The organism is Neisseria mucosa (genome assembly GCA_003028315.1).
Classification (GTDB): Bacteria; Pseudomonadota; Gammaproteobacteria; order Burkholderiales; family Neisseriaceae; genus Neisseria; species Neisseria mucosa.
In genome coordinates this window covers 2,193,191-2,212,306 of sequence record CP028150.1, presented here as the reverse complement: position 1 = coordinate 2,212,306, position 19,116 = coordinate 2,193,191, and the positions used below count along the sequence as shown (strand labels likewise).

The following is a 19,116-nucleotide window of genomic DNA, read 5'->3' as shown; positions in this document are numbered from 1 at the left end:
CATTTCGGCATTATGCCCCTCTATAAGTGATTGATTTATATGTTTACCATAGTTTTGTACCAACCCGAAATCCCGCCCAATACGGGCAATATCATCCGATTGTGCGCCAACACCGGAGCCGATTTGCATCTGGTCAAGCCGCTCGGTTTTCCGCTGGATTCGGCAAAAATGAAGCGCGCAGGTTTGGATTATCACGAGTTTGCAAAACTGACGGTACACGAGAATTTCGAAGATTGTCTCAAAGCCCTGGAAGGCCGCCGCATTTTCGCGCTGACCACCAAAGGCAAAACCCGTCCCGACGAAGTTTCCTTTGTTGAGGGCGATGTCTTTTTGTTCGGCCCCGAGACACGCGGCCTGCCCGCCGAAATCCTCGACACCCTGCCCCAAGGGCAAAAGCTGCGCCTGCCCATGAAGCCCGGCAGCCGGAGCATGAATCTTTCCAACACCGTCGCCGTGATTCTGTTTGAAGCATGGCGGCAAAACGGTTACGCAGGCGGTGTATAACATCCGCTGGGGAATCTCCCTGAGCCGTTTGACAAAAACCAAGACCATACTGTCCGAAAACAGCTTGGTTTTTGTCAAACCGCCGATACGTCGTCTGAAACCGCCTGGGAGCCATCCCACTGCGTTATCAACTCAAGAACGGACTACGTTTTGACTTTATCTAAAACCACCCTTTTCTCCACCCTGACTGCCGTTGCAATCAGTATCCTTTCCATTCATTCCGCCTCTGCCGACTCCATCGTCCGTGCCGAGAAGCTGAGTCCCTCAGCCAACCGCAGCTACAAAGTTGCCGGCAAACGCTACACGCCGATGACTAAAGTATCCTCCTTCGTCCAAACCGGCAATGCCTCATGGTACGGCAACCAGTTCCACGGCCGTAAAACTTCCAGCGGCGAGCGTTACAACATGAACGCCCTGACCGCCGCCCACAAAACCCTCCCCATCCCCAGCTACGCCCGTGTGACCAACACCAAAAACGGTAAAAGCGTCATCGTCCGCGTCAACGACCGTGGTCCTTTCCACGGCAACCGCGTGATCGATGTTTCCAAAGCCGCCGCCCAGCAATTAGGTTTCATCAACCAAGGCACGGCACATGTCAAAGTCGAACAAATCGTACCGGGTCAAAGCACCCAAGTTTATGATGGCAAAGATATTTTCGTCGATTTGAAATCCTTCGGTACCGAGCGCGAAGCGCAAGCCTATATGAACCAGGCGGCAAGAAACCTTTCCGCCGGCATGATGAGCCCGAGAGTTTCCATGGAGAAACGCGACTACGAATACGTCGTCAAAATGGGTCCGTTCACCTCGCAAGAGCGTGCCGCCGAAGCCGAAGCCAAAGCACGCGGTCTGATTCAGGCAGCTTCGCTGTCCCTCTAAGCCGCATCCGTGTTTTCAGACGACCTGTTGCAAGACAGGTCGTTTTGTATTGAAGCATCAGCACAAAGCCGTCGTATCCTTGCCTCCTTTCCCTTATATAGTGGATTAAAATTGCAATGATACGGCGTTGCCAACGCCCTTATGTACTACCCGTACACGGCGGGCGTTGACGCCTTGTCTCATTTTTATTTTAATCCACTATAATCCCCCGCTTCTCAACCAAAGGAATCCCCACCATGTCCCTCCCACCTTGCCCGCAATGCCAATTCGAATACACCTACGAAGACGGCAGCCAATACATCTGTCCCGAATGCGCGTTTGAATGGACGGAAAACGACGGCGAAGCCGCCGAAGAAACCCTGAGCGTCAAAGATGCCAACGGTGCCGTGTTGCAAGACGGCGACACTGTCGTCCTGATTAAAGACCTCAAAGTCAAAGGCAGCTCCATGGTCATCAAGCAAGGCACCAAGGTAAAAGGCATACGCCTGCAAGAAGGCGACCACAATATCGGTTGCAAAATCGACGGCAGCGCGATGAATTTGAAATCAGAGTTTGTCAAAAAAGCATGATGTTGGTATAATAATTGTTGGTGGGTCGCTAGGCCGACCTGAAAACCGTTTGTAAAGCTACTTGTCTCCGTAAGGGTTGCTTTCAAACGGTTTTCGCCTTTTTTAAAGCTGTTTTCCCATAAAAAAACGCACCTTATTGCAAGGTGCGTTTTGATTTGTACGGTTTAGAATTTGGCACCGGATTGGTTGGCCATATAATCGACCGCCGCTTTGACTTCGTCGTCGCTCAGGCTGGTATTGCCGCCTTTTGCCGGCATGGTGTTGAAGCCTTCGAGTGCATGTTTGTGCAAGGTTTCTTTGCCTTGTTTGATACGCGGAGCCCAATCGTCATTTTTACCGACAACAGGAGCGCCCGGGATGGTACCGCCGTGGCACATTTTACAGCTGGCTTCGAAAACGGCCTTGCCGTCCACTTTGGCGGAAGAGGCATCTGCCGGTTTTTCTTCCGGTTTGGCTTCAGCAGGAGCAGCGTCTTTTACTTCCGAAGCAGCTTTGGCGGCAGTATCTTCTACTTTGCTTGCTGCTTCTTGAACAGCAGGGGCAACGGTATCAACGGCAGAAGCGGCAGCATCTTTAACATCGGAAGCAACAGCAGTAGCCGCTTCCTTAGTTTCCTGTTTGGCTTCTTGGGAACAAGCCGACAAAGCGGCCATCATCATCGCAGCAATTAGTAGTTTGTTCATGTTCTATCTTTCTTAAATTTTTTAGTTAAGGTACTGTTTTATAAAACAGCTGAAAAAATTCTAACACACATCATTTTCATGTTCCCACTGATGTAGTGGTTTGTAGTAAAAATATTGGCATAAGTCATATTTTGTTTTGAAAAAAGGCAGAAAATGTTGACACCTATACAACCATTCCTATATAGCCTCCGGCTTATTGGGCGGTTTGAATCTTGTTTGCCATGCCTTTAAATCCGCCCAAATCCTGCTCAATTGCAAAATCCTGGCTTTAAAAGCCGGCTTTTTATGGGCGCGCCATTTCATCCTAACTCATGCTCAAACCAATCAATCCCTATTTTCTTTCATGCAAAAAGGTCGTCTGAAACTCTACATCAGGTTTCAGACGACCTTTTTATAGTGGATTAACTTTAAACCAGTACGGCGTTGCCTCGCCTTGTCGTACTATCTGTACTGTCTGCGGCTTCGTCGCCTTGTCCTGATTTAAATTTAATCCACTATACCTTATCCGCCAGCTTCAAAACATCTTTTTCATGGCTTTCTGAATAAGGTCGAGTTGTTTTTTATATTCGCGGCAATGGGGGCATATCAGCAGGTGGCTGCCCAGAAAAACGCGTTCGGGAACGGTCAGGCGGGTTTCGTCCTGTTTTTTGGAGAGCAGGTAGGCGGTTTTGCGGCATTTGTTCATCGTGTTTTCCTAACGGGCTTAACCGGCATGTCCTGCATTGCCGAACCATTTGATTTGCAGGCATTGGCGCAGGGTTTCGCGGGCGCGATGCATGATGGTGTGGTAGTTGGACATGCTGATACCGCATTGCTCGCGGATTTCGTCGGATGAGAAGCCGAGGATTTCTTTCATGGTAAACACGCGGGCGGTGTTTTCGGGCATTTGGTAGAGGCAGGTTTGCAAGATTTCACGAAACTCTTTGTTGTCCAACGTTTTTTCGGGCGAGGCCCAAGTTTGCGGATGGCCGTCCGCCGTCCAATGCCCGTCTGATGCAAATCGTTCTTCAAAGGCTTCGTCCAACATTTCTTCCGCAGGCGTGGCGAATACTTCGCGCTGCCGTCCAATCTGGCGCAGGCAGTCGGTAATTTTGTTTTTTAGAATGGCAAACAACCAGCTGCCCACTTGTGCATCTCCTTTGAAACCTTCGGCAGCGCGGTAGGCGGAAAGCATGGTTTCCTGCACAAGGTCTTCCGCCAAATCGGGGCGGTCGGGCAATTGGATGCGGGCAAAACGCAGGAGCAGCTTGCGGGATTCGGCAAGCTCGGCGTCAGTCAATTCGGGGAAGGGCATAATGTATTATTATCGAATGAATAGGTACGGATTTTACGCCGATATAGGGAAGGCGTGTGATGAAACAGACGGACGCACAGACTCTGCCTTTCAGACGACCTTATACATTTCTTAACTGTCCAGCGTAAAAAGACGTACAAAAACCAAGCTGCCGCAATCGAATCATTTATAATTTCATGAAAATAAAAACAAGGATTTCACACCATGGCAAAAAAATTCCCCATCTTCCCCAAAGCGCCGGAGCGCATCTGCTGGGGTTGCGACAAATATTGCAAAGAAGACGATTTGCAGTGCGGCAACGGCTGCGAGCGCATCCAGCACCCCATCGAATTGGACGGGCGCGAGTGGTATAAAAAAGGCGACTGGAGCAATTTGTTGAGCGAAGAGCAGCAAATCGAACTGGGCTTGAAAGAAGCGCCCAAACCCGCCAAGCCGCATATCAAACTGCCGTTGCGGAACAAAACGGCTTAATCCCGCCAAGCTTAAGGGGTCGTCTGAAAACCGAAGGGGCGCAATCATGCGCCCTTATTTTTATTTCAACGATACACCAAGAAATTGACCCCACCCGCGCCAAACTGCCGCTGCCTATCTCTCTAGCAAACATACTTAATTTTTTTAAATATGGTATGTCATCAAATTCCGTCATTCCCACCCGCCTGCGCGAGGAGAGGCTACGGCGGGAATCCATCGTAAAACTTGAGAAACCTTGATTTGAAAAACAGTTGCTGAATTTCAAAAATGGATTCCCGCCTGTGCGGGAATGACGGCAACAGAAACGACAACGGTTCAAATCCCCTGTCCCAATGTGGCTTCCCTTACCAAAGGTCGTCTGAAAACGCCAAAATATGCTTTTCAGACGACCCCTCCCATCTCTTCCGAACCAGTCCGCGAAAAATGCTAAAATAACCAATTCATAAGCAAATCCACCTTTTCAGACGACCTCGATGCTCACCGATTTAGAAAAAAACGCCATCCGCGACCATTACCAAAATATCGGCAAAAACCTGCCCGGTTTCCGTCCGCGCGCTTCGCAGCGGGAAATGATTGCGGCGGTTGCCAACGCTTTTTCGCGGACGTTGACGCGCGAAGAAGGCGGCGAGCCGCCCAAGCGCGAGGGCGAGAGCATTGCCGTAATCGAAGGGCCGACCGGCGTGGGCAAATCGCTTGCCTACCTGCTAGCGGGCGGCATTATGGCGCAGACGCGCGGCAAGCGGCTGATTGTGAGCAGCGCGACGGTTGCCTTGCAGGAGCAGTTGGTTGACCGCGACCTGCCGTTTCTGGTTGAAAAAAGCGGTTTGGAGCTGACCTTCGCGCTTGCCAAAGGGCGCGGCCGCTATCTCTGCCCCTACAAACTCTACCAACTCACGCAAAGCAACGCTCAGCAAAACCTGCTCGGCTTCGAAGCCCCCGCCGTCTTGTGGGACAGCAAACCCAAGCCCGAAGAATTGAAGCTGCTGCGCGACATCGCCGACGAATTTTCCGCCCGTCGGTTCAACGGCGACCGCGACACTTGGCCGGAAAAAATCGACGACACCATCTGGATGAAGGTGAACAACGACAACTACGGCTGCCTCAAAGCCGCCTGTCCGAACCGCCCGGAATGCCCGTTTTACCTTGCCCGCGACACGCTGGAAACCGTCGATGTCGTCGTAACCAACCACGATTTGCTGATGGTCGACATCAGCATGGGCGGCGGCGTGATTTTGCCCGACCCTGAAAACAGCTTCTACTGCATCGACGAAGCGCACCATCTGCCCAAAAAAGCACTCAGCCAGTTTGCCGCCGAGCATTCGTGGAACCAAGCAGTGTGGGCGTTGGAAAAACTGCCGCAGGTTACCGGCAAAATCGCCGCACTCACCGACAAAGGAGAGTTGGCGAACCTTGCCGACGAAGCCGCCGCCGCGCTGCTCGAAAGCCTGCACGAATGGCAGTTCCACCTCGCCGAAGAGCCGTCTTTGAGCTTGGGGTCGTCTGAAAACGACAGACGGACAAACAGCGAACCGACTTGGCTGTGGGAAGACGGCAAAATCCCCGAAGGCCTCGAAACCACCGTTTCCAACACCGCCATCGCCGCCCGCAGCCTCTACAAACACATCAACAGCCTCAACGACGCCCTGTCCGCCGCCCGCCGCGACAAAGACCAAAACAGCGCGCAAATCGACCGCCTGAGTACCGAATTCGGCGTATTCCGCGCCCGCATCGAACAAATCACCGCCACATGGGATTTACTCTCCACCGTCCCCCTCGAGGGCGAAGAACCGCTGGCAAAATGGATAACCCGCCGCGCCGACGACAAAAACGACTACATTTTCAACGCCAGCCCCATCAGCAGCGCGTCCCACCTCGCCAACAGCCTGTGGCGGCGCGCGGCAGGCGCAGTGTTGACCTCCGCCACCCTGCAATCCTTGGGCAGCTTCAACCTCATCCTGCGTCAAACCGGACTGCAATGGCTGCCCGAAACCACCACCCTCGCCCTAGAAAGCCCGTTTGATTTCGACGCGCAAGGCGAACTCTACATCCCGCCCGTGCACGCCAGTCCCAAAGACCCCGCCGCGCATACCGCCGCCATCGTCGAATGGCTGCCCAAGCTCATTTCGCCCACCGAAGCCATCGGCACGCTCGTCCTGTTTTCCTCGCGCAAACAAATGCAGGATGTCGCCCTGCGCCTGCCCGACGACTACCTGCCGCTCTTGCTCGTACAAGGCGAATTGCCCAAAGCCGTCCTCCTGCAAAAACACCACCAAGCCATAGAAGAAGGCAAAGCCAGCATCATCTTCGGACTCGACAGCTTCGCCGAAGGACTCGACCTGCCCGGCACCGCCTGCGTGCAAGTCATCATCGCCAAACTCCCCTTCGCCATGCCCGACAACCCTATCGAAAAAACCCAAAACCGCTGGATAGAACAGCGCGGCGGCAACCCCTTCATCGAAATCACCGTCCCCGAAGCCGGCATCAAACTCATCCAAGCCGTCGGCCGCCTCATCCGCACCGAACAAGACTACGGCCGCGTGACCATCCTCGACAACCGCGTCAAAACGCAGCGATACGGCCAACAATTATTAGCCAGCCTGCCGCCGTTTAAAAGGATAAGTTGAAACCCATAAAAAGGTCGTCTGAAACCTGATTTTCAGTTTCAGACGACCTTTTTCAAACCCGTATCCGTCAATAAAGTTCTAACGGCACATCCAGCAATGCCTGCGCGTTTTCAATCTGCGCGGCGCAGGCGTAAACCTGCGGCAGGACGTGGGCGCAATAGACGCGGGCGTTGTGTTGCTGCGCGGCGTAAAAACCGCTGCCGAAGCCGTCAGCGTCTTCCGCTTGGGCGGCTTCGGCGGCAAGGTAGGCGCGGGCGAGTCCGATGGCGCCGAGCGTCAGCCCCATTTGTTGCAGGTAGGCGTTGGACGCGGCGGTGGCGAGGGCGGGACGGTCGGCGTATCCAACCATGCGGGCGATGCTTTGTTCTGCCGTTTCAATGGCTTGCGCCAGTTGCTGCGCGGCGGCGGGTTCGACTGCGGCGAGTTTGTCCGCCAGCCCTTTGCCTTCGGCGAGCAGCTTCAAGGGCAGCGCGCCATTTTTGCCGGTGGTTTTGCGTCCTGCCAAATCGGCGGCCTGTATGCCGTTGGTGCCTTCGTAAATCGGCGTAATCCGCACGTCGCGCAGGTATTGCGCCACGCCGCTTTCTTCGACGTAGCCCGCGCCGCCGTAAATCTGGACGGCGAGGTTGGTCAGTACGACGCCGTTGTCGGTCGGCCAGGCTTTGACGATGGGAATCAGGAAATCCAGTTCGCGCTCCGCTTCTTTGCGCAATACGTTGTCGGGGCAGGCGGCGGCAAAATCGGTCAGGGCGGCGGCGCGCAGATAGAGGGCGCGTTGGGCGGCGAGCGTTGCCTTTTGTATCAACAACATACGGCGCACGTCGGGATGGCGGATAATCGCTACGTCGTCTGAACCGTCCGCCTCGTCGCGTCCCTGCACGCGTTCTTTGGCATAGGCGAGCGCGTTTTGATAGGCGCGTTCGGCGACGGCGTGGCCTTCGATGCCGACGTTCAGCCGCGCGGTTTTCATCATGGTAAACATATACGCCAAACCCTTGCCCGCCCTGCCGACCAGATAGCCTTCGGCGTTGTCGAACTCCATCGTACAGGTCGGACTGGCGTGTATGCCGAGCTTGTGTTCGATGCCGATGGCGCGCACGCCGTTGCATCCGCCCAAGCTGCCGTCCGCGTTCACCAAATATTTCGGCACGATAAACATCGACACGCCCTGCACGCCCGGCGCGGCATCGGGCAGGCGCGCGAGCACCAGATGGACGATGTTTTCCGTCATTTCCTGATCGCCCCAAGTGATGAAGATTTTCTGACCGCTGAGGGCATACGCACCGTTTTCTTTCGGCACGGCGCGGGTGGCGATATGGTTCAAATCCGAACCCGCCTGCGGTTCGCTCAAATTCATCGTTCCCGCCCACTCGCCGCTGCACATTTTCGGCAGGTAGGTCTGTTTCTGCTCCTCGCTGCCGTGTTTAAACAGCGCGTCCACCGCCCCCAGCGTCAGCATCGGCATCAACGACAGGGCGAGGTTGGCGGCGCACCACATCTCTTCACACGCCGCCGACACGACCGCCGGCAGCCCCTGTCCGCCAAACTCCGCCGGCGCGCGCAAACCCGCCCAGCCCGCTTCGCAGAAATCATAGTAGGCACGCGCCAAATCGGGATGGATGGTGATCAGGTCGTCTGAAAAACCCGCGCCGTGCAGATCGCCGGTGCGGTTGGTGTCCGCCCATTGTTCCGACGCAAACCGCGCCGCCTCGTCCAGCACCGCATCCACCGTTTCCGCATCCAAACCTTCCGCATGGGGCAGTTGCAGGATTTCGTCCAACCTGCCGTGCACGCGGATGCCGAAACGCAATTCGTTTACAGGGGCCGTGTAGCTCATGGAATCTCTCCGAAGTGAATGATTTGAAATGGATTTGGGATAAATTGGTATAGTTATACTAATCCTAAACCACAGGTTTGCAAAGCGCAGGTTTTCAGACGACCTCGGGCAAAATAAAAGGCTATCCTTTTATTTTTAAATAAATTATTTCAAATCAGGGAGCATGGGCGGAGCGCAGCAGGTTTGAGCGCGGTCAAAGTAGGCGGAAGTCGTCTGAAAAGGCGGTTTCTATGAAATGAGAAGGGGAGGGCAAGTTTTTCAGACGACCTTTTGTCCGTCTTTATCAACAAGAATCTGCTAAAATCGTCCGTTTCCCACTTCAACCTGACAGCAGCAATACATGAATATCTTTTACGAAGAGTCCGGCCAGTTCAAAGTCGCCGCCATCGTCCAAAAAAACGACGCCACTTACCAAGTCGATACCCAACACGGCAAGCGCACCAAAGTGAAGGCGAATAATGTCTTTGCCGAGTTCGACGGCGATATGGCGGCGTTTTTGGAGAACGCGCAGGCGCAGGCGGCGGACATCGACACCGATTTATTGTGGGAAGTATGCGGCGAAGAAGAATTTTCCGCCGAGGCGATCGCCGAAGAATATTACGGTCATGCGCCGACCAAAACCGAGCTGGCGGCAACCTTGATTGCGCTTTACGCTGCGCCGATGTATTTCTACAAAAAAGCCAAAGGCGTGTTCAAAGCAGCGCCAGAAGAGACCTTAAAACAAGCGCTTGCCGCCATCGAACGCAAAAAACAGCAAGACGCGCAAATCGACGCTTGGGCGGAAGCCTTGAAACGCGGCGAGATGCCGCCTGAAATCGCGGCGGATTTGAAAACCATCCTGCACGCTCCCGACAAGCAGTCGCTGACCTACAAAGCCTTTACCAAAGCCGCCGACGCGCTGAAAACCTCCGCCTATGAATTGGCGAAAAAGACAGGCGGCATTACGTCCATTCCCCAATATCTGCAAGACGGGTTTGAAATCAAATACTTCCCCAAAGGAACAGGTTTCCCCGACCTCCCCCTTCCTGAAATGCCCGACCTGCCCAAGGCCGACGTTACCGCCTTTTCCATCGACGACGAATCAACCACCGAAGTGGACGACGCCTTGAGCCTGACCGACTTGGGCAACGGCACGAAACGCGTCGGCATCCACATCGCCGCGCCGTCGCTTGCCGTTAAACCGGGCGACAAAATGGAAAAAAACATCATGGAACGCTTGAGCACGGTCTATTTTCCTGGCGGCAAAATCACCATGCTGCCCGAAAACTGGATTGCCGCGTTCAGCCTCGATGCGGGCGCGTACCGTCCTGCCGTCAGCATTTATTTCGATGTGGACAGCGAATTCAACGTCGGCGAGCCGACCTGCAAAATCGAAGCCGTCAACATCGCCGAAAACCTGCGCATCCAAGCCATCGAGCCGCATTTCAACGCCGAAACCGGCTTGGACGAAGCCGGTGAAATGATGTTCGCCCATCATCAAGACCTGATTTGGTTGCACCAATTTGCCGTCGCCCTGCAAAAAGCACGCGGCAAATACGAACCCGACCGCGCGCCGCAATACGATTACAGCATCGAATTGGATGAGGAAGGCAACGTATCCGTCGTCCGCCGCGAACGCGGTTCGCCCATCGATACGCTGGTCAGCGAGATGATGATACTCGCCAACAGCACTTGGGCGCAGATGCTCCATGATAACGACCTGCCCGGCCTCTTCCGCGTGCAACCCGCCGGAAAAGTGCGCATGAGCACCAAATCCGAGCCGCACATCGGCATGGGCGTACAGCATTACGGCTGGTTCACCTCACCGCTGCGCCGCGCCGCCGACTACATCAACCAAAAACAACTCCTCAGCCTGATAGACGACACTGCCGAGACGCTGTACCAAAACAGCGATGCCGAGCTTTTCGCCGCGCTGCGCGACTTCGATACTGCCTATACAGCCTACGCCGACTTCCAACGCCAAATGGAAGCCTACTGGAGCCTCGTGTACCTGCAACAGCAAGGCACGAACGAGCTGACGGCTACCATCCTCAAGGAAGACCTCGTCCGCATTGAGGGGCTGCCGCTGGTAACGCGCGCGACCGGTATTCTGTTTGACGCGCTGCCCAAATCGCAAGTCCTGCTCAAAATCACCGAGCTTGATCCAGAAAAGCAGTTTATCGCGCTGAACTATGTGAAAGCCGTCGCTCCTGCGGTTGCGTAAGTTTGCCGTTATGAAAAAAGGTCGTCTGAAAACCTGTTTTACAAGTTTTCAGACGACGTTTTTTTATTTCATAAAGACAATTCCGATTGCCTACCCTACCTCAACAACTCATCCGTTATCCGTTGCAAAAATTCGATGCGTTCGGGCTTGGCTTCGCCTGCTTCGGCGGCGGCTTTGACGGCGCAGCCGGGTTCGGCGCGGTGGGTGCAGTTGTGGAAGCGGCATTGCCCGACGAGGTGGTTTAGGTCGGGGAAGTATTGCAGCAGATCGGCGGCTTGGAGGTGGTGCAGGCCGAATTCTTGCAAACCTGGGGAGTCGATTAATTGGGTTGCTTCGTTTAAATCGTAAAGCTGGGCGTGGGTGGTGGTGTGTTTGCCGGAGTCGAGCGCGGTGGAAATGTCGCCGGTGCGGGCGGTTTGGTTGCCCAAGAGGGCGTTGGTCAGAGTGGATTTGCCCATACCGCTTTGTCCGAGCAGGATGTTGGTATGCCCTTGCAGGACGGGGCGCAGGATGTCGGCGTTTTCCAGCGCGCGGGTTTCGATGACGGGGTAACCGAGCGTTTCGTAGAATTTGAGTTTTTCGCGCCAGAGGGCGGTTTCGGGCAGGTCGGCCTTGTTCAGGATGATGACGGCTTGGATGCCCGCGGCTTCGGCGGCTAGGAGGGCGCGTTGCAGCAGGGCTTCACTGGGAGAGGGAACGGCGGCGGTAACGATAAGGAGCTGGCTGACGTTGGCGGCGATGAGCTTGGTTTTCCAAGCGTCTTGGCGGTAGAGCAGGCTTTCGCGCGGCAGGTAGTCTTCGATGACGGCTTGTTCGGCGTTGACGGTTTGGATATGCACGCGGTCGCCGCAGGCGAAGTCCACCCGCTTTTTGCGCGTGCTGGCTTCGTAGGTTTTGCCGTCGGGCGTGCGCACGATGTAGCGGCGGCCGTAGCTGGTAATGATTTGAGCGGTATCGGTCATGAACGGTTGGGTTGGGTCGGGTGGATTGGATAAAGGGAATATTCGCAGCGGCGTGGCTGCCTTGCGGCGAAAAGGTATTGTACCGAAATAGGCAGGGGTCGTCTGAAACGATTCTATAGTGGCTTAACTTTAAACCAGTACGGCGTTGCCTCGCCTTGTCCTGATTTAAATTTAATCCACTATATCTCGGGTTAACTGGAAACCGATACGGCGTTGCCGCCTTGTCTTGATTTCAGCTCAACCCGCGAGGTTCGGAATGTTTTCAGACGACCTCTCAGCCCATCACAATCCGAGCGACCACGCGTTGACGCCTTCGGAAAAATCTTCCAAGCGGTTTTCGTAGTGCGCGAAGATTTCTTCGATGATTTCGTCTTCACCGTCAATCAGTCGGATTAAATCCATATCAGCTTCCGAAATCAGCCCGCGCCCGAGCAGCTCTTTGCGTATCCAGTCCAACAAGCCCGACCAAAAATCCTTGCCCACCAAGATAATCGGGCGGTCGGGCGTTTTGCCTGTCTGCACCAGCGTCAGGCTTTCAAACAATTCGTCCAGCGTGCCGAAGCCGCCGGGCATGACGACATACGCGACCGCGTGTTTCACAAACATCACTTTGCGCGGGAAGAAATGCTGGAACTTGATGGACAAATCCTGATACGGATTGGCTTTTTGCTCGTGCGGCAACACGATATTCAGCCCGACCGCAGGGCTTGCGCCCGCAAACGCGCCCTTGTTCGCCGCTTCCATAATCCCCGGCCCGCCGCCCGAAATGACGGAAAAACCGGCATCCGAGAGCTTGCGCGCCAGACGCAGCGTAAATTCATAATCGGGATGGTTTTCCGGCGTGCGCGCGCTGCCGTAAATGCTGACCGCAGGCTGAATCGCCCGCAGCTCCTCGCCCGCCTCGACAAATTCCGAAATAATCTTCAAAACATGATACGACTCCCGCGCCTGAATCTCGCGGCGCGCCTCATCGGTCAGCATAGGCTTGGGCAGTTTTTTGAGCAGGCTCACGGTTTTTCCTTCATCTTGTTGAACCCCCACATTGTAACCGACAGAACCCGAGGTCGTCTGAAAACGCAAACATGAACGGCAGCAAGTGTTCCTTATTTGAACCGAATCATGCGTTCCAGCCCAAGATTGCCGTCTCAGCCGCGACCGCTTGCGTTACAATTCCCCATTTCCGCCCACATCAGACCATGCTCGACATCCTCTACCGCGACAGCCGCACCATCGCCGTCAACAAACCCGCCGGAATGCTCGTCCACCGAAGCTGGCTCGACCGCCACGAAACACAGTTCGTCATGCAAACCCTGCGCGACCAAATCGGACAACACGTCTATCCCGCCCACCGCCTCGACCGCCCCACATCCGGCGTCCTCCTGTTTGCCCTCGACCCCGAAGCCGCCCGCCTGCTGACGCAGCAGTTCGAACAAAAAACCACATGCAAAACCTATTGGGCAATCGTGCGCGGATATTTGCCCGACGACGGACTCATCGACTACCCCCTCAAATATCAGCCCGACAAAATCGCCGAATCCCAAACCGAAGCCACCCTCCAAGAAGCCCAAACCCGATACCGCTGCCTTGCGCGCACCGAATTGCCCTTCCAATCCGCCGCCCGCTACCCGACCTCGCGCTACTCATGGGCAGAACTCATCCCGCACACAGGCCGCAAACACCAACTGCGCCGCCACATGAAACACATCTTCCACCCCATCGTCGGCGACACCAACTACGGCGACCTGCGCCAAAACCACGCCACCGCCGCCCATCTCGGCACCACCCGCCTCATGCTCCACGCCCGCAGCCTCTCATTCCAAAGCATCGAAAACGGCGAAACCCTGACCGTCTGCGCCGATACCGACGAGAGCTGGCGGATTTGGCTGGATGCGTTTAAAGCGTAAGCGAAAAGTCGTGCCAACAGGCGGGCTGGTGATGCTGCAAAGCCGAACGCGGTTTTCAGACGACCTTTATTCATCAAAACACGCTTTGAGATAACCGAACCCCGTAGCGTGGGCTTTGCCCACGGGATTTTCCGTCCGTCAGTTTGAATCGGGTGTGTGTACTTGTATTTATTTTGTGGGTATAGCTGAATTACTTTATTTTCGGTATGCAACTTACCGGTCGTCGTCATTCCCGCGCAGGCGGGAATTCATTTTTGAAATTCAGAAACTGTTTTTCAAATCAAGGCTTCTCAGATTTTACGATGGATTCCCGCCTGCGCGGGAATGACGGCTGGTGGTGGGTTCCGTATCAAAAACTAAGCCCGTAGCGTGGGTTTTACCCACGAATGAATAGAAATGATTGGATTCTGATGTCTGGGTTGAAAGTCGTGTGCAAAGCCCGCGCTACTCTTATTTGACAAAAAGGTCGTCTGAAAACCATCAGTTTTGGTTTTCAGACGACCTTTTGTTTCAACTCAATCTCAAATCATCAAGGCTGCATCAAATCCGTTTCGCCAATTCTTCCGCTTTGCCGATGTAGAGCGCGGGGGTCAGGGCGAGCAGTTGGGATTTGGCTTCGGCGGGGATTTCCAGCGATTCGATGAAGACTTTCAGCACTTCGGGCGTGATGCCGCCTTTGCCGCGCGTCAGGTCTTTCAGTTTTTCGTAAGGATTGGCGACGCCGTGGCGGCGCATCACGGTTTGAATCGGTTCGGCGAGCAGCTCCCAAGTGGCATCCAAATCGGCAGCCAGCGCGGCGGGGTTGGGTTCGAGCTTGTTCAGGCCGCGCAGGTGGGCGGCGAAACCCAAAACGGCATAGCCTACGCCTACACCCATGTTGCGCAGGACGGTGCTGTCGGTCAGGTCGCGCTGCCAGCGGGAGACGGGCAGTTTTTCGGATAAGAAGCCCAATACGGCGTTTGCCATGCCGAGGTTGCCTTCGGAGTTTTCAAAGTCGATGGGGTTGACTTTGTGCGGCATGGTGGAAGAGCCGACTTCGCCCGCTTTGACTTTTTGTTTGAAGTAACCCAATGAAATATAACCCCAAACGTCGCGGTTGAAGTCGATCAGGATGGTGTTGATGCGGCTGAGGGTTTGGAAGAATTCAGCCATGTAGTCGTGCGGCTCGATTTGGATTGTGTAGGGGTTGAAGGTCAGGCCGAGGCCGATTTCGACGAAGTTGCGGCAGTGGGTTTCCCAATCGACGTCGGGATAGGCGACCATGTGGGCGTTGTAGTTGCCGACCGCGCCGTTGATTTTGCCGAGGAATTCTTGCGCCTGAAGGTTTTTGAACTGGCGTTGCAGGCGGTACACGATGTTGGCGGTTTCTTTGCCTAAGGTGGTCGGCGTGGCGGGCTGACCGTGGGTGCGGCTCATCATGGGGACAGCGGCAAGGTCGTGCGCCATGCCGGTGAGTTTTTCGATGATTTCGGCAAGTTTGGGCAGGATGACGGTTTCGCGCGCCTCTTGCAGCATTAGGGCGTGGGACAGGTTGTTGATGTCTTCGCTGGTGCAGGCGAAGTGGATAAACTCACTGGCGGCGGCGACTTCGGGTACGCCCGCGAAGCGTTCTTTAAGCCAGTATTCGATGGCTTTGACATCATGATTGGTGGTCGCTTCGATGGCTTTGACGGCGGCTGCGTCTTCCAATGAAAAGTTTTCGATAACTTTGTCGATTTCGGCAAGCGTGAAATTGCTGAAGGCGGGAATTTCGGTGATTTTCGGTTCGGCGGCGAGGGCTTTGAGCCAGCTCAATTCGACTTTGACGCGCGCCCTCATCAGGCCGTATTCGGAGAAAATCGGACGCAATGCTTCAACGGATTGGGCGTAGCGGCCGTCTAGGGGGGAAAGTGCAGCGATAGGGTTGATCATGTCGGAGTCCTGTCGGTAGGTCGGTCAAACGGTTAAATCAAACAGTCAAATTGTTTGCAATTATACATGATTTAACGATATACATTCGGGTCGTCTGAAACTACAACCTGCCCTTCAAAGCGTTTTTGACAAACGCCGCCGACTCGCGCAATACCGTGAAACCATAGCCGCCGTAAGGCTCGGAACAAAACGGCGCGGCATACACCTGAATATCGTGTCCCTGCCACTGCCTGTCCGCCATCATCCGCGCCCGCGCCAAATGAAAACCGGCGCTGACAATGATGACGCGCGGGCTGTTTTCGATAAATTTTCGGCTGAACACGATGTTTTCAAACGTATTGCCCGCTTCCCGTTCCTGAATAATGTCTGCCTTCGATACACCCATTTTCTCCGCAATCATCTGCATATTGCCCGCAGAGGACTGCAAATCACGGCTGACTCCGCCCGTCATCACCAGCTTTTTCACCTTGCCGGCACGATACAGCTCGACAGCCGCTTCAACGCGCGCCACCAAACAAGGATTCAGACGACCTTTTTCATAAGCACGGGTCGAAAGCACAACCGCAGCATCCGCCGGACGCACCGTATCCGCATCCAACCGCGACACCTGAAAATCGCGCCACATGATCCACAGCGGCAAAAGCGCGGCGGTAAAGAATAAAACCAATATAAAAACGAGGGTTTTTTTGAGCATCCGAATCCTAAAATGATGAAAGTAGTTGGAACGCGGCTGTACGGGCAGGTTCCGATTATTCCTTAATTTTACGAAATTCATACATCAAAAGGTCGTCTGAAAACAGGATTTTCAGACGACCTTTTATTTAGGTTTAGGTTATCTTTCTGTCGTAGCGGAAAGCTTGTGTGGCGTAAGAGGGTAGGGATGCATGTTGGAAACCTATATCTGATTCAAAAGTCCGACCTGCCTAAGAGCGTGTTCATAGTCTTCGTAGCAGGACTCCCAAGAAAGCCAAAGCTACCATTTGCAGACTGGTACTCAACTTACGCTCGCAGTTTTTCCAAAGCCGCCTGTTCTTTTCCAACCAGGAAAAGCTGCGCTCTACTACCCATCGCTTCGGCAATACTGCAAAACGGTGCAATTCGTTTCGTTTGGCAATCTCTACTTCTGCACCAATCAACTCCTGTACTGACGAAGCAAATGCCTTACCCGTGTAACCACCGTCAGCAAGGATTTTTTGTATCGCACCAAGATTATCCCGCCCACGTTCCAATGCCACCAGGCAGCCTTTTCTATCCGTAACATCCGCCGTCGTTACCGCAAGGGCATGCGGCAAACCTTGCGTGTCAACCGCTATATGTCGCTTGATACCGCTAACCTTCTTGCCCGCATCGTAGCCTTTTTCCATGGCGGTATCCGTGTTCTTCACACTCTGCGCATCAATAATCAGGAAAGTAGTTGCTTCATGGCGCCCCTGCTTGCGGCGCTCCGCAACTACCTGATTTTTTTAATGCTTCCTCAAGGATGCTGATGCCACTCTCGCGTGGTTCGGTCCATCTCTGGAAGTAGGAATGCACGGTGCGCCATTTGGGGAAGTCGCCCGGCAAAGCGCGCCAGGAGCAGCCAGTGCGTTGCAGGTAGAGAATGGCACAAAAGACATCGTACAAGTCCACCTGGCGTGGCGCTGTGCGTTTACGGGCACTTTCCAGCAGGGGAAGGAGAGGCGCAAATTGCTCGCGACTGATATCGCTTGGGTAGGTTTTTCTGTTCATGCCGATAGTTTACAGCAGAGGCTGAGACAATGAACACGTTCTAAATTGCACAGTATATCGGTTTAAAATAGAAATCGCTCATGGCGTCATTCCCGCGCAGGCGGGAATCCAGAAGTTTGGCATTACGGCAACCTCCAAACATTTCTGAAAACTGAATGTCTGGATTCCCGCCTGCGCGGGAATGACGGTATGGGTATATGAATTCGATTTAATAGTATAGAAAAAAGGTCGTCTGAAATTTCAGACGACCTTTTGACTTTTTGAGAAATAACCAAATCTTTATTCTTTGCGGCGGCTGCCTAAGTCGGCGGCGGCGGTAAAGAGTACGTCGGTGGAGGAGTTGAGGGCGGTTTCGGCGGAGTCTTGGATTACGCCGATAATCATGCCGACGCCGACGACGCGCATGGCGAAATCGTTGTCGATGCCCAAGAGGCTGCAGGCGACGGGGATCAGCAGCAGCGAGCCGCCGGCAACGCCGGATGCGCCGCATGCGCCGACGGTGGCGACGAGGCTCAGGAGCAGGGCGGTTGGGTAATCGACGACGATGCCTTTGGTGTAGGCGGCTGCCATGGCTAAGACGGTGATGGTAATCGCTGCACCTGCCATGTTGATGGTTGCGCCCAGCGGGATGGAGACGGAGTAGGTGTCTTCATGCAAGCCGAGTTTTTTCGCCAATGCCATGTTGACGGGGATGTTGGCGGCGGAGGAGCGGGTGAAGAAGGCGTAGAGTCCGCTTTCGCGCAGGCAGGTGAAGACCAGTCCGTAGGGGTTTTTGCGGGTTTGCGACCAGACGATGAGCGGGTTCACGACGAGGGCGATAAACGCCATGCTGCCGAGCAGGACGGCCAGCAGGCGTCCGTAGCTGAGGAAGGCGGAAAAGCCGGTTTCGGCAACGGTTTGGGAGACCAGTCCGAAAATACCCAAGGGGGCGAAACGGATAACCCATTGCACGACGGTGGTAACGGCGTCGGAGAGGTCGGCGACGACTTGGCGGGTGGTGTCGGAGCCGTGGTGGCGCAATGCGGAGCCTAAAACCAACGCCCATGCGAGAATGCCGATGTAGTTGGCTTGCGCGATGGCGTTAATCGGGTTGGACACGAGCTTCATCAAAAGCTCTTTGAGGACTTGGATGATGCCGGAGGGCGGGGCGAGGGTGGAGGTAGCTACGTCTTTAAACACCAGCGCGGTCGGGAATGCCATACTGGCGGCAACGGCGACGGCGGCTGCGGCAAATGTGCCGACGAGATACAGAATAATGATGGGTTTGATTTTGGCTTCGCCGCCTTTGCGGTATTGCACCAGCGCGGCGGTTACTAAGACAAACACCAATACGGGGGCGACGGCTTTCAATGCGCCGACGAACAATTCGCCGAGCAGCCCTGCGCCCAAACCTGCTTTCGGGGAAATGGAGCCGACCAAGACGCCCAACATCAAACCGATGATGATTTGCGGGACAAGTCCGATACGGTTGACTGCGTTCAGCAGTGGATTACCACTTGCCATGATACGTCCTCTTACTTTATGTGTTAAGAAACGTTGCATTTTAAAAG

Annotated in this window: 17 protein-coding genes and 2 pseudogenes; 8 read left to right on the top strand and 11 right to left on the bottom strand. The window is 54.6% G+C overall.

What is annotated here, in order from left to right:
* The first annotated feature begins 39 nt into the window (after positions 1-39).
* The 3 genes from trmL to NM96_11145 all read left to right on the top strand — a co-directional run bounded on the left by trmL (position 40) and on the right by NM96_11145 (position 1,949).
* Positions 40-504, top strand: a complete 465-nt coding sequence (gene trmL, locus NM96_11155; protein AVR80332.1) for a tRNA (uridine(34)/cytosine(34)/5-carboxymethylaminomethyluridine(34)-2'-O)-methyltransferase TrmL — start codon at positions 40-42, stop codon at positions 502-504.
* Between the two features lie 150 nt (positions 505-654).
* Positions 655-1,380 (top strand): septal ring lytic transglycosylase RlpA family lipoprotein, encoded by a 726-nt coding sequence (locus tag NM96_11150; protein ID AVR79805.1) that lies wholly within the window; start codon positions 655-657, stop codon positions 1,378-1,380.
* Between the two features lie 236 nt (positions 1,381-1,616).
* Positions 1,617-1,949, top strand: coding sequence for an alkylphosphonate utilization protein (locus NM96_11145; GenBank protein ID AVR79804.1), 333 nt, complete (start codon positions 1,617-1,619; stop codon positions 1,947-1,949).
* 164 nt (positions 1,950-2,113) lie between these two features.
* Here the strand turns inward: NM96_11145 and NM96_11140 are convergent, their stop codons facing one another.
* Positions 2,114-2,632: a cytochrome c5 family protein gene (locus NM96_11140; GenBank protein AVR79803.1), complete on the bottom strand. Its 519-nt coding sequence runs from the start codon at positions 2,630-2,632 to the stop codon at positions 2,114-2,116.
* Between the two features lie 196 nt (positions 2,633-2,828).
* Here NM96_11140 and NM96_11135 point away from each other — a divergent pair.
* Positions 2,829-3,037, top strand: a pseudogene (locus tag NM96_11135) (hypothetical protein).
* Here the strand turns inward: NM96_11135 and NM96_11130 are convergent.
* Together NM96_11130 and NM96_11125 are read right to left on the bottom strand one after the other, a co-directional pair.
* Positions 3,024-3,143: pseudogene (locus NM96_11130) on the bottom strand (transposase). The pseudogenes NM96_11135 and NM96_11130 overlap by 14 nt on opposite strands.
* A gap of 192 nt (positions 3,144-3,335) precedes the next feature.
* Complete coding sequence (locus tag NM96_11125) at positions 3,336-3,926, bottom strand: RNA polymerase subunit sigma (protein ID AVR79802.1); 591 nt, start codon at positions 3,924-3,926, stop codon at positions 3,336-3,338.
* Between the two features lie 204 nt (positions 3,927-4,130).
* Between NM96_11125 and NM96_11120 the strand changes: the two genes are divergently transcribed.
* Positions 4,131-4,397 carry a DUF3079 domain-containing protein gene (locus tag NM96_11120; GenBank protein AVR79801.1) on the top strand — a complete coding sequence of 89 codons (267 nt, stop codon included), beginning with the start codon at positions 4,131-4,133 and terminating at the stop codon, positions 4,395-4,397.
* A gap of 200 nt (positions 4,398-4,597) precedes the next feature.
* Here NM96_11120 and NM96_11115 read toward each other — a convergent pair whose 3' ends face one another.
* On the bottom strand, positions 4,598-4,708 hold the full coding sequence (locus tag NM96_11115) for a pilS cassette (GenBank protein ID AVR79800.1): 111 nt from the start codon (positions 4,706-4,708) through the stop codon (positions 4,598-4,600).
* A gap of 162 nt (positions 4,709-4,870) precedes the next feature.
* Between NM96_11115 and NM96_11110 the strand changes: the two genes are divergently transcribed.
* The gene (locus tag NM96_11110) at positions 4,871-7,021 is read left to right on the top strand and encodes an ATP-dependent DNA helicase DinG (GenBank protein AVR79799.1); all 2,151 of its coding nucleotides are present in this window, start codon (positions 4,871-4,873) and stop codon (positions 7,019-7,021) included.
* A 67-nt stretch (positions 7,022-7,088) separates the two neighbouring features.
* On the opposite strand, the gene NM96_11105 is transcribed toward NM96_11110, so the two are convergent.
* Positions 7,089-8,858, bottom strand: coding sequence for an acyl-CoA dehydrogenase (locus tag NM96_11105; protein AVR79798.1), 1,770 nt, complete (start codon positions 8,856-8,858; stop codon positions 7,089-7,091).
* Positions 8,859-9,198: 340 nt separating this feature from the next.
* Between NM96_11105 and NM96_11100 the strand changes: the two genes are divergently transcribed.
* On the top strand, positions 9,199-11,061 hold the full coding sequence (locus NM96_11100; GenBank protein ID AVR79797.1) for a ribonuclease II: 1,863 nt from the start codon (positions 9,199-9,201) through the stop codon (positions 11,059-11,061).
* 95 nt (positions 11,062-11,156) lie between these two features.
* Here NM96_11100 and rsgA read toward each other — a convergent pair whose 3' ends face one another.
* Positions 11,157-12,023, bottom strand: a complete 867-nt coding sequence (rsgA, locus tag NM96_11095) for a ribosome small subunit-dependent GTPase A (GenBank protein AVR79796.1) — start codon at positions 12,021-12,023, stop codon at positions 11,157-11,159.
* A gap of 282 nt (positions 12,024-12,305) precedes the next feature.
* The gene (locus tag NM96_11090; protein AVR80331.1) at positions 12,306-13,034 is read right to left on the bottom strand and encodes a TIGR00730 family Rossman fold protein; all 729 of its coding nucleotides are present in this window, start codon (positions 13,032-13,034) and stop codon (positions 12,306-12,308) included.
* A 185-nt stretch (positions 13,035-13,219) separates the two neighbouring features.
* Between NM96_11090 and NM96_11085 the strand changes: the two genes are divergently transcribed.
* Positions 13,220-13,927: a tRNA pseudouridine(65) synthase TruC gene (locus NM96_11085; GenBank protein ID AVR80330.1), complete on the top strand. Its 708-nt coding sequence runs from the start codon at positions 13,220-13,222 to the stop codon at positions 13,925-13,927.
* Between the two features lie 540 nt (positions 13,928-14,467).
* Here the strand turns inward: NM96_11085 and NM96_11080 are convergent.
* From NM96_11080 to NM96_11065, 4 genes are all read right to left on the bottom strand, one after another.
* The gene (locus tag NM96_11080; GenBank protein AVR79795.1) at positions 14,468-15,838 is read right to left on the bottom strand and encodes an adenylosuccinate lyase; all 1,371 of its coding nucleotides are present in this window, start codon (positions 15,836-15,838) and stop codon (positions 14,468-14,470) included.
* Between the two features lie 100 nt (positions 15,839-15,938).
* A complete protein-coding gene (locus NM96_11075) occupies positions 15,939-16,532 on the bottom strand; it encodes a YdcF family protein (protein ID AVR79794.1) in 594 nt (197 codons plus the stop codon).
* 241 nt (positions 16,533-16,773) lie between these two features.
* Positions 16,774-17,566, bottom strand: a protein-coding gene (locus tag NM96_11070) for an IS5 family transposase (GenBank protein AVR79793.1) whose coding sequence is annotated in 2 segments (ribosomal slippage) — positions 16,774-17,302 and positions 17,301-17,566 — 795 coding nt in all. Because the reading frame shifts where the segments join, the coding sequence is not laid out codon by codon here.
* Between the two features lie 279 nt (positions 17,567-17,845).
* The gene (locus NM96_11065) at positions 17,846-19,069 is read right to left on the bottom strand and encodes a serine/threonine transporter SstT (GenBank protein ID AVR79792.1); all 1,224 of its coding nucleotides are present in this window, start codon (positions 19,067-19,069) and stop codon (positions 17,846-17,848) included.
* Positions 19,070-19,116: the final 47 nt, after the last annotated feature.

Coding starts and splice junctions, on each gene's coding strand:
- trmL (AVR80332.1), top strand. CDS start 40: ATGTTTACCATAGTTTTGTACCAACCCGAAATCCCGCCCAATACGGGC.
- NM96_11145 (AVR79804.1), top strand. CDS start 1,617: ATGTCCCTCCCACCTTGCCCGCAATGCCAATTCGAATACACCTACGAA.
- NM96_11140 (AVR79803.1), bottom strand. CDS start 2,632: ATGAACAAACTACTAATTGCTGCGATGATGATGGCCGCTTTGTCGGCT.
- NM96_11125 (AVR79802.1), bottom strand. CDS start 3,926: ATGCCCTTCCCCGAATTGACTGACGCCGAGCTTGCCGAATCCCGCAAG.
- NM96_11120 (AVR79801.1), top strand. CDS start 4,131: ATGGCAAAAAAATTCCCCATCTTCCCCAAAGCGCCGGAGCGCATCTGC.
- NM96_11110 (AVR79799.1), top strand. CDS start 4,871: ATGCTCACCGATTTAGAAAAAAACGCCATCCGCGACCATTACCAAAAT.
- NM96_11105 (AVR79798.1), bottom strand. CDS start 8,858: ATGAGCTACACGGCCCCTGTAAACGAATTGCGTTTCGGCATCCGCGTG.
- NM96_11100 (AVR79797.1), top strand. CDS start 9,199: ATGAATATCTTTTACGAAGAGTCCGGCCAGTTCAAAGTCGCCGCCATC.
- rsgA (AVR79796.1), bottom strand. CDS start 12,023: ATGACCGATACCGCTCAAATCATTACCAGCTACGGCCGCCGCTACATC.
- NM96_11085 (AVR80330.1), top strand. CDS start 13,220: ATGCTCGACATCCTCTACCGCGACAGCCGCACCATCGCCGTCAACAAA.
- NM96_11080 (AVR79795.1), bottom strand. CDS start 15,838: ATGATCAACCCTATCGCTGCACTTTCCCCCCTAGACGGCCGCTACGCC.
- NM96_11075 (AVR79794.1), bottom strand. CDS start 16,532: ATGCTCAAAAAAACCCTCGTTTTTATATTGGTTTTATTCTTTACCGCC.
- NM96_11065 (AVR79792.1), bottom strand. CDS start 19,069: ATGGCAAGTGGTAATCCACTGCTGAACGCAGTCAACCGTATCGGACTT.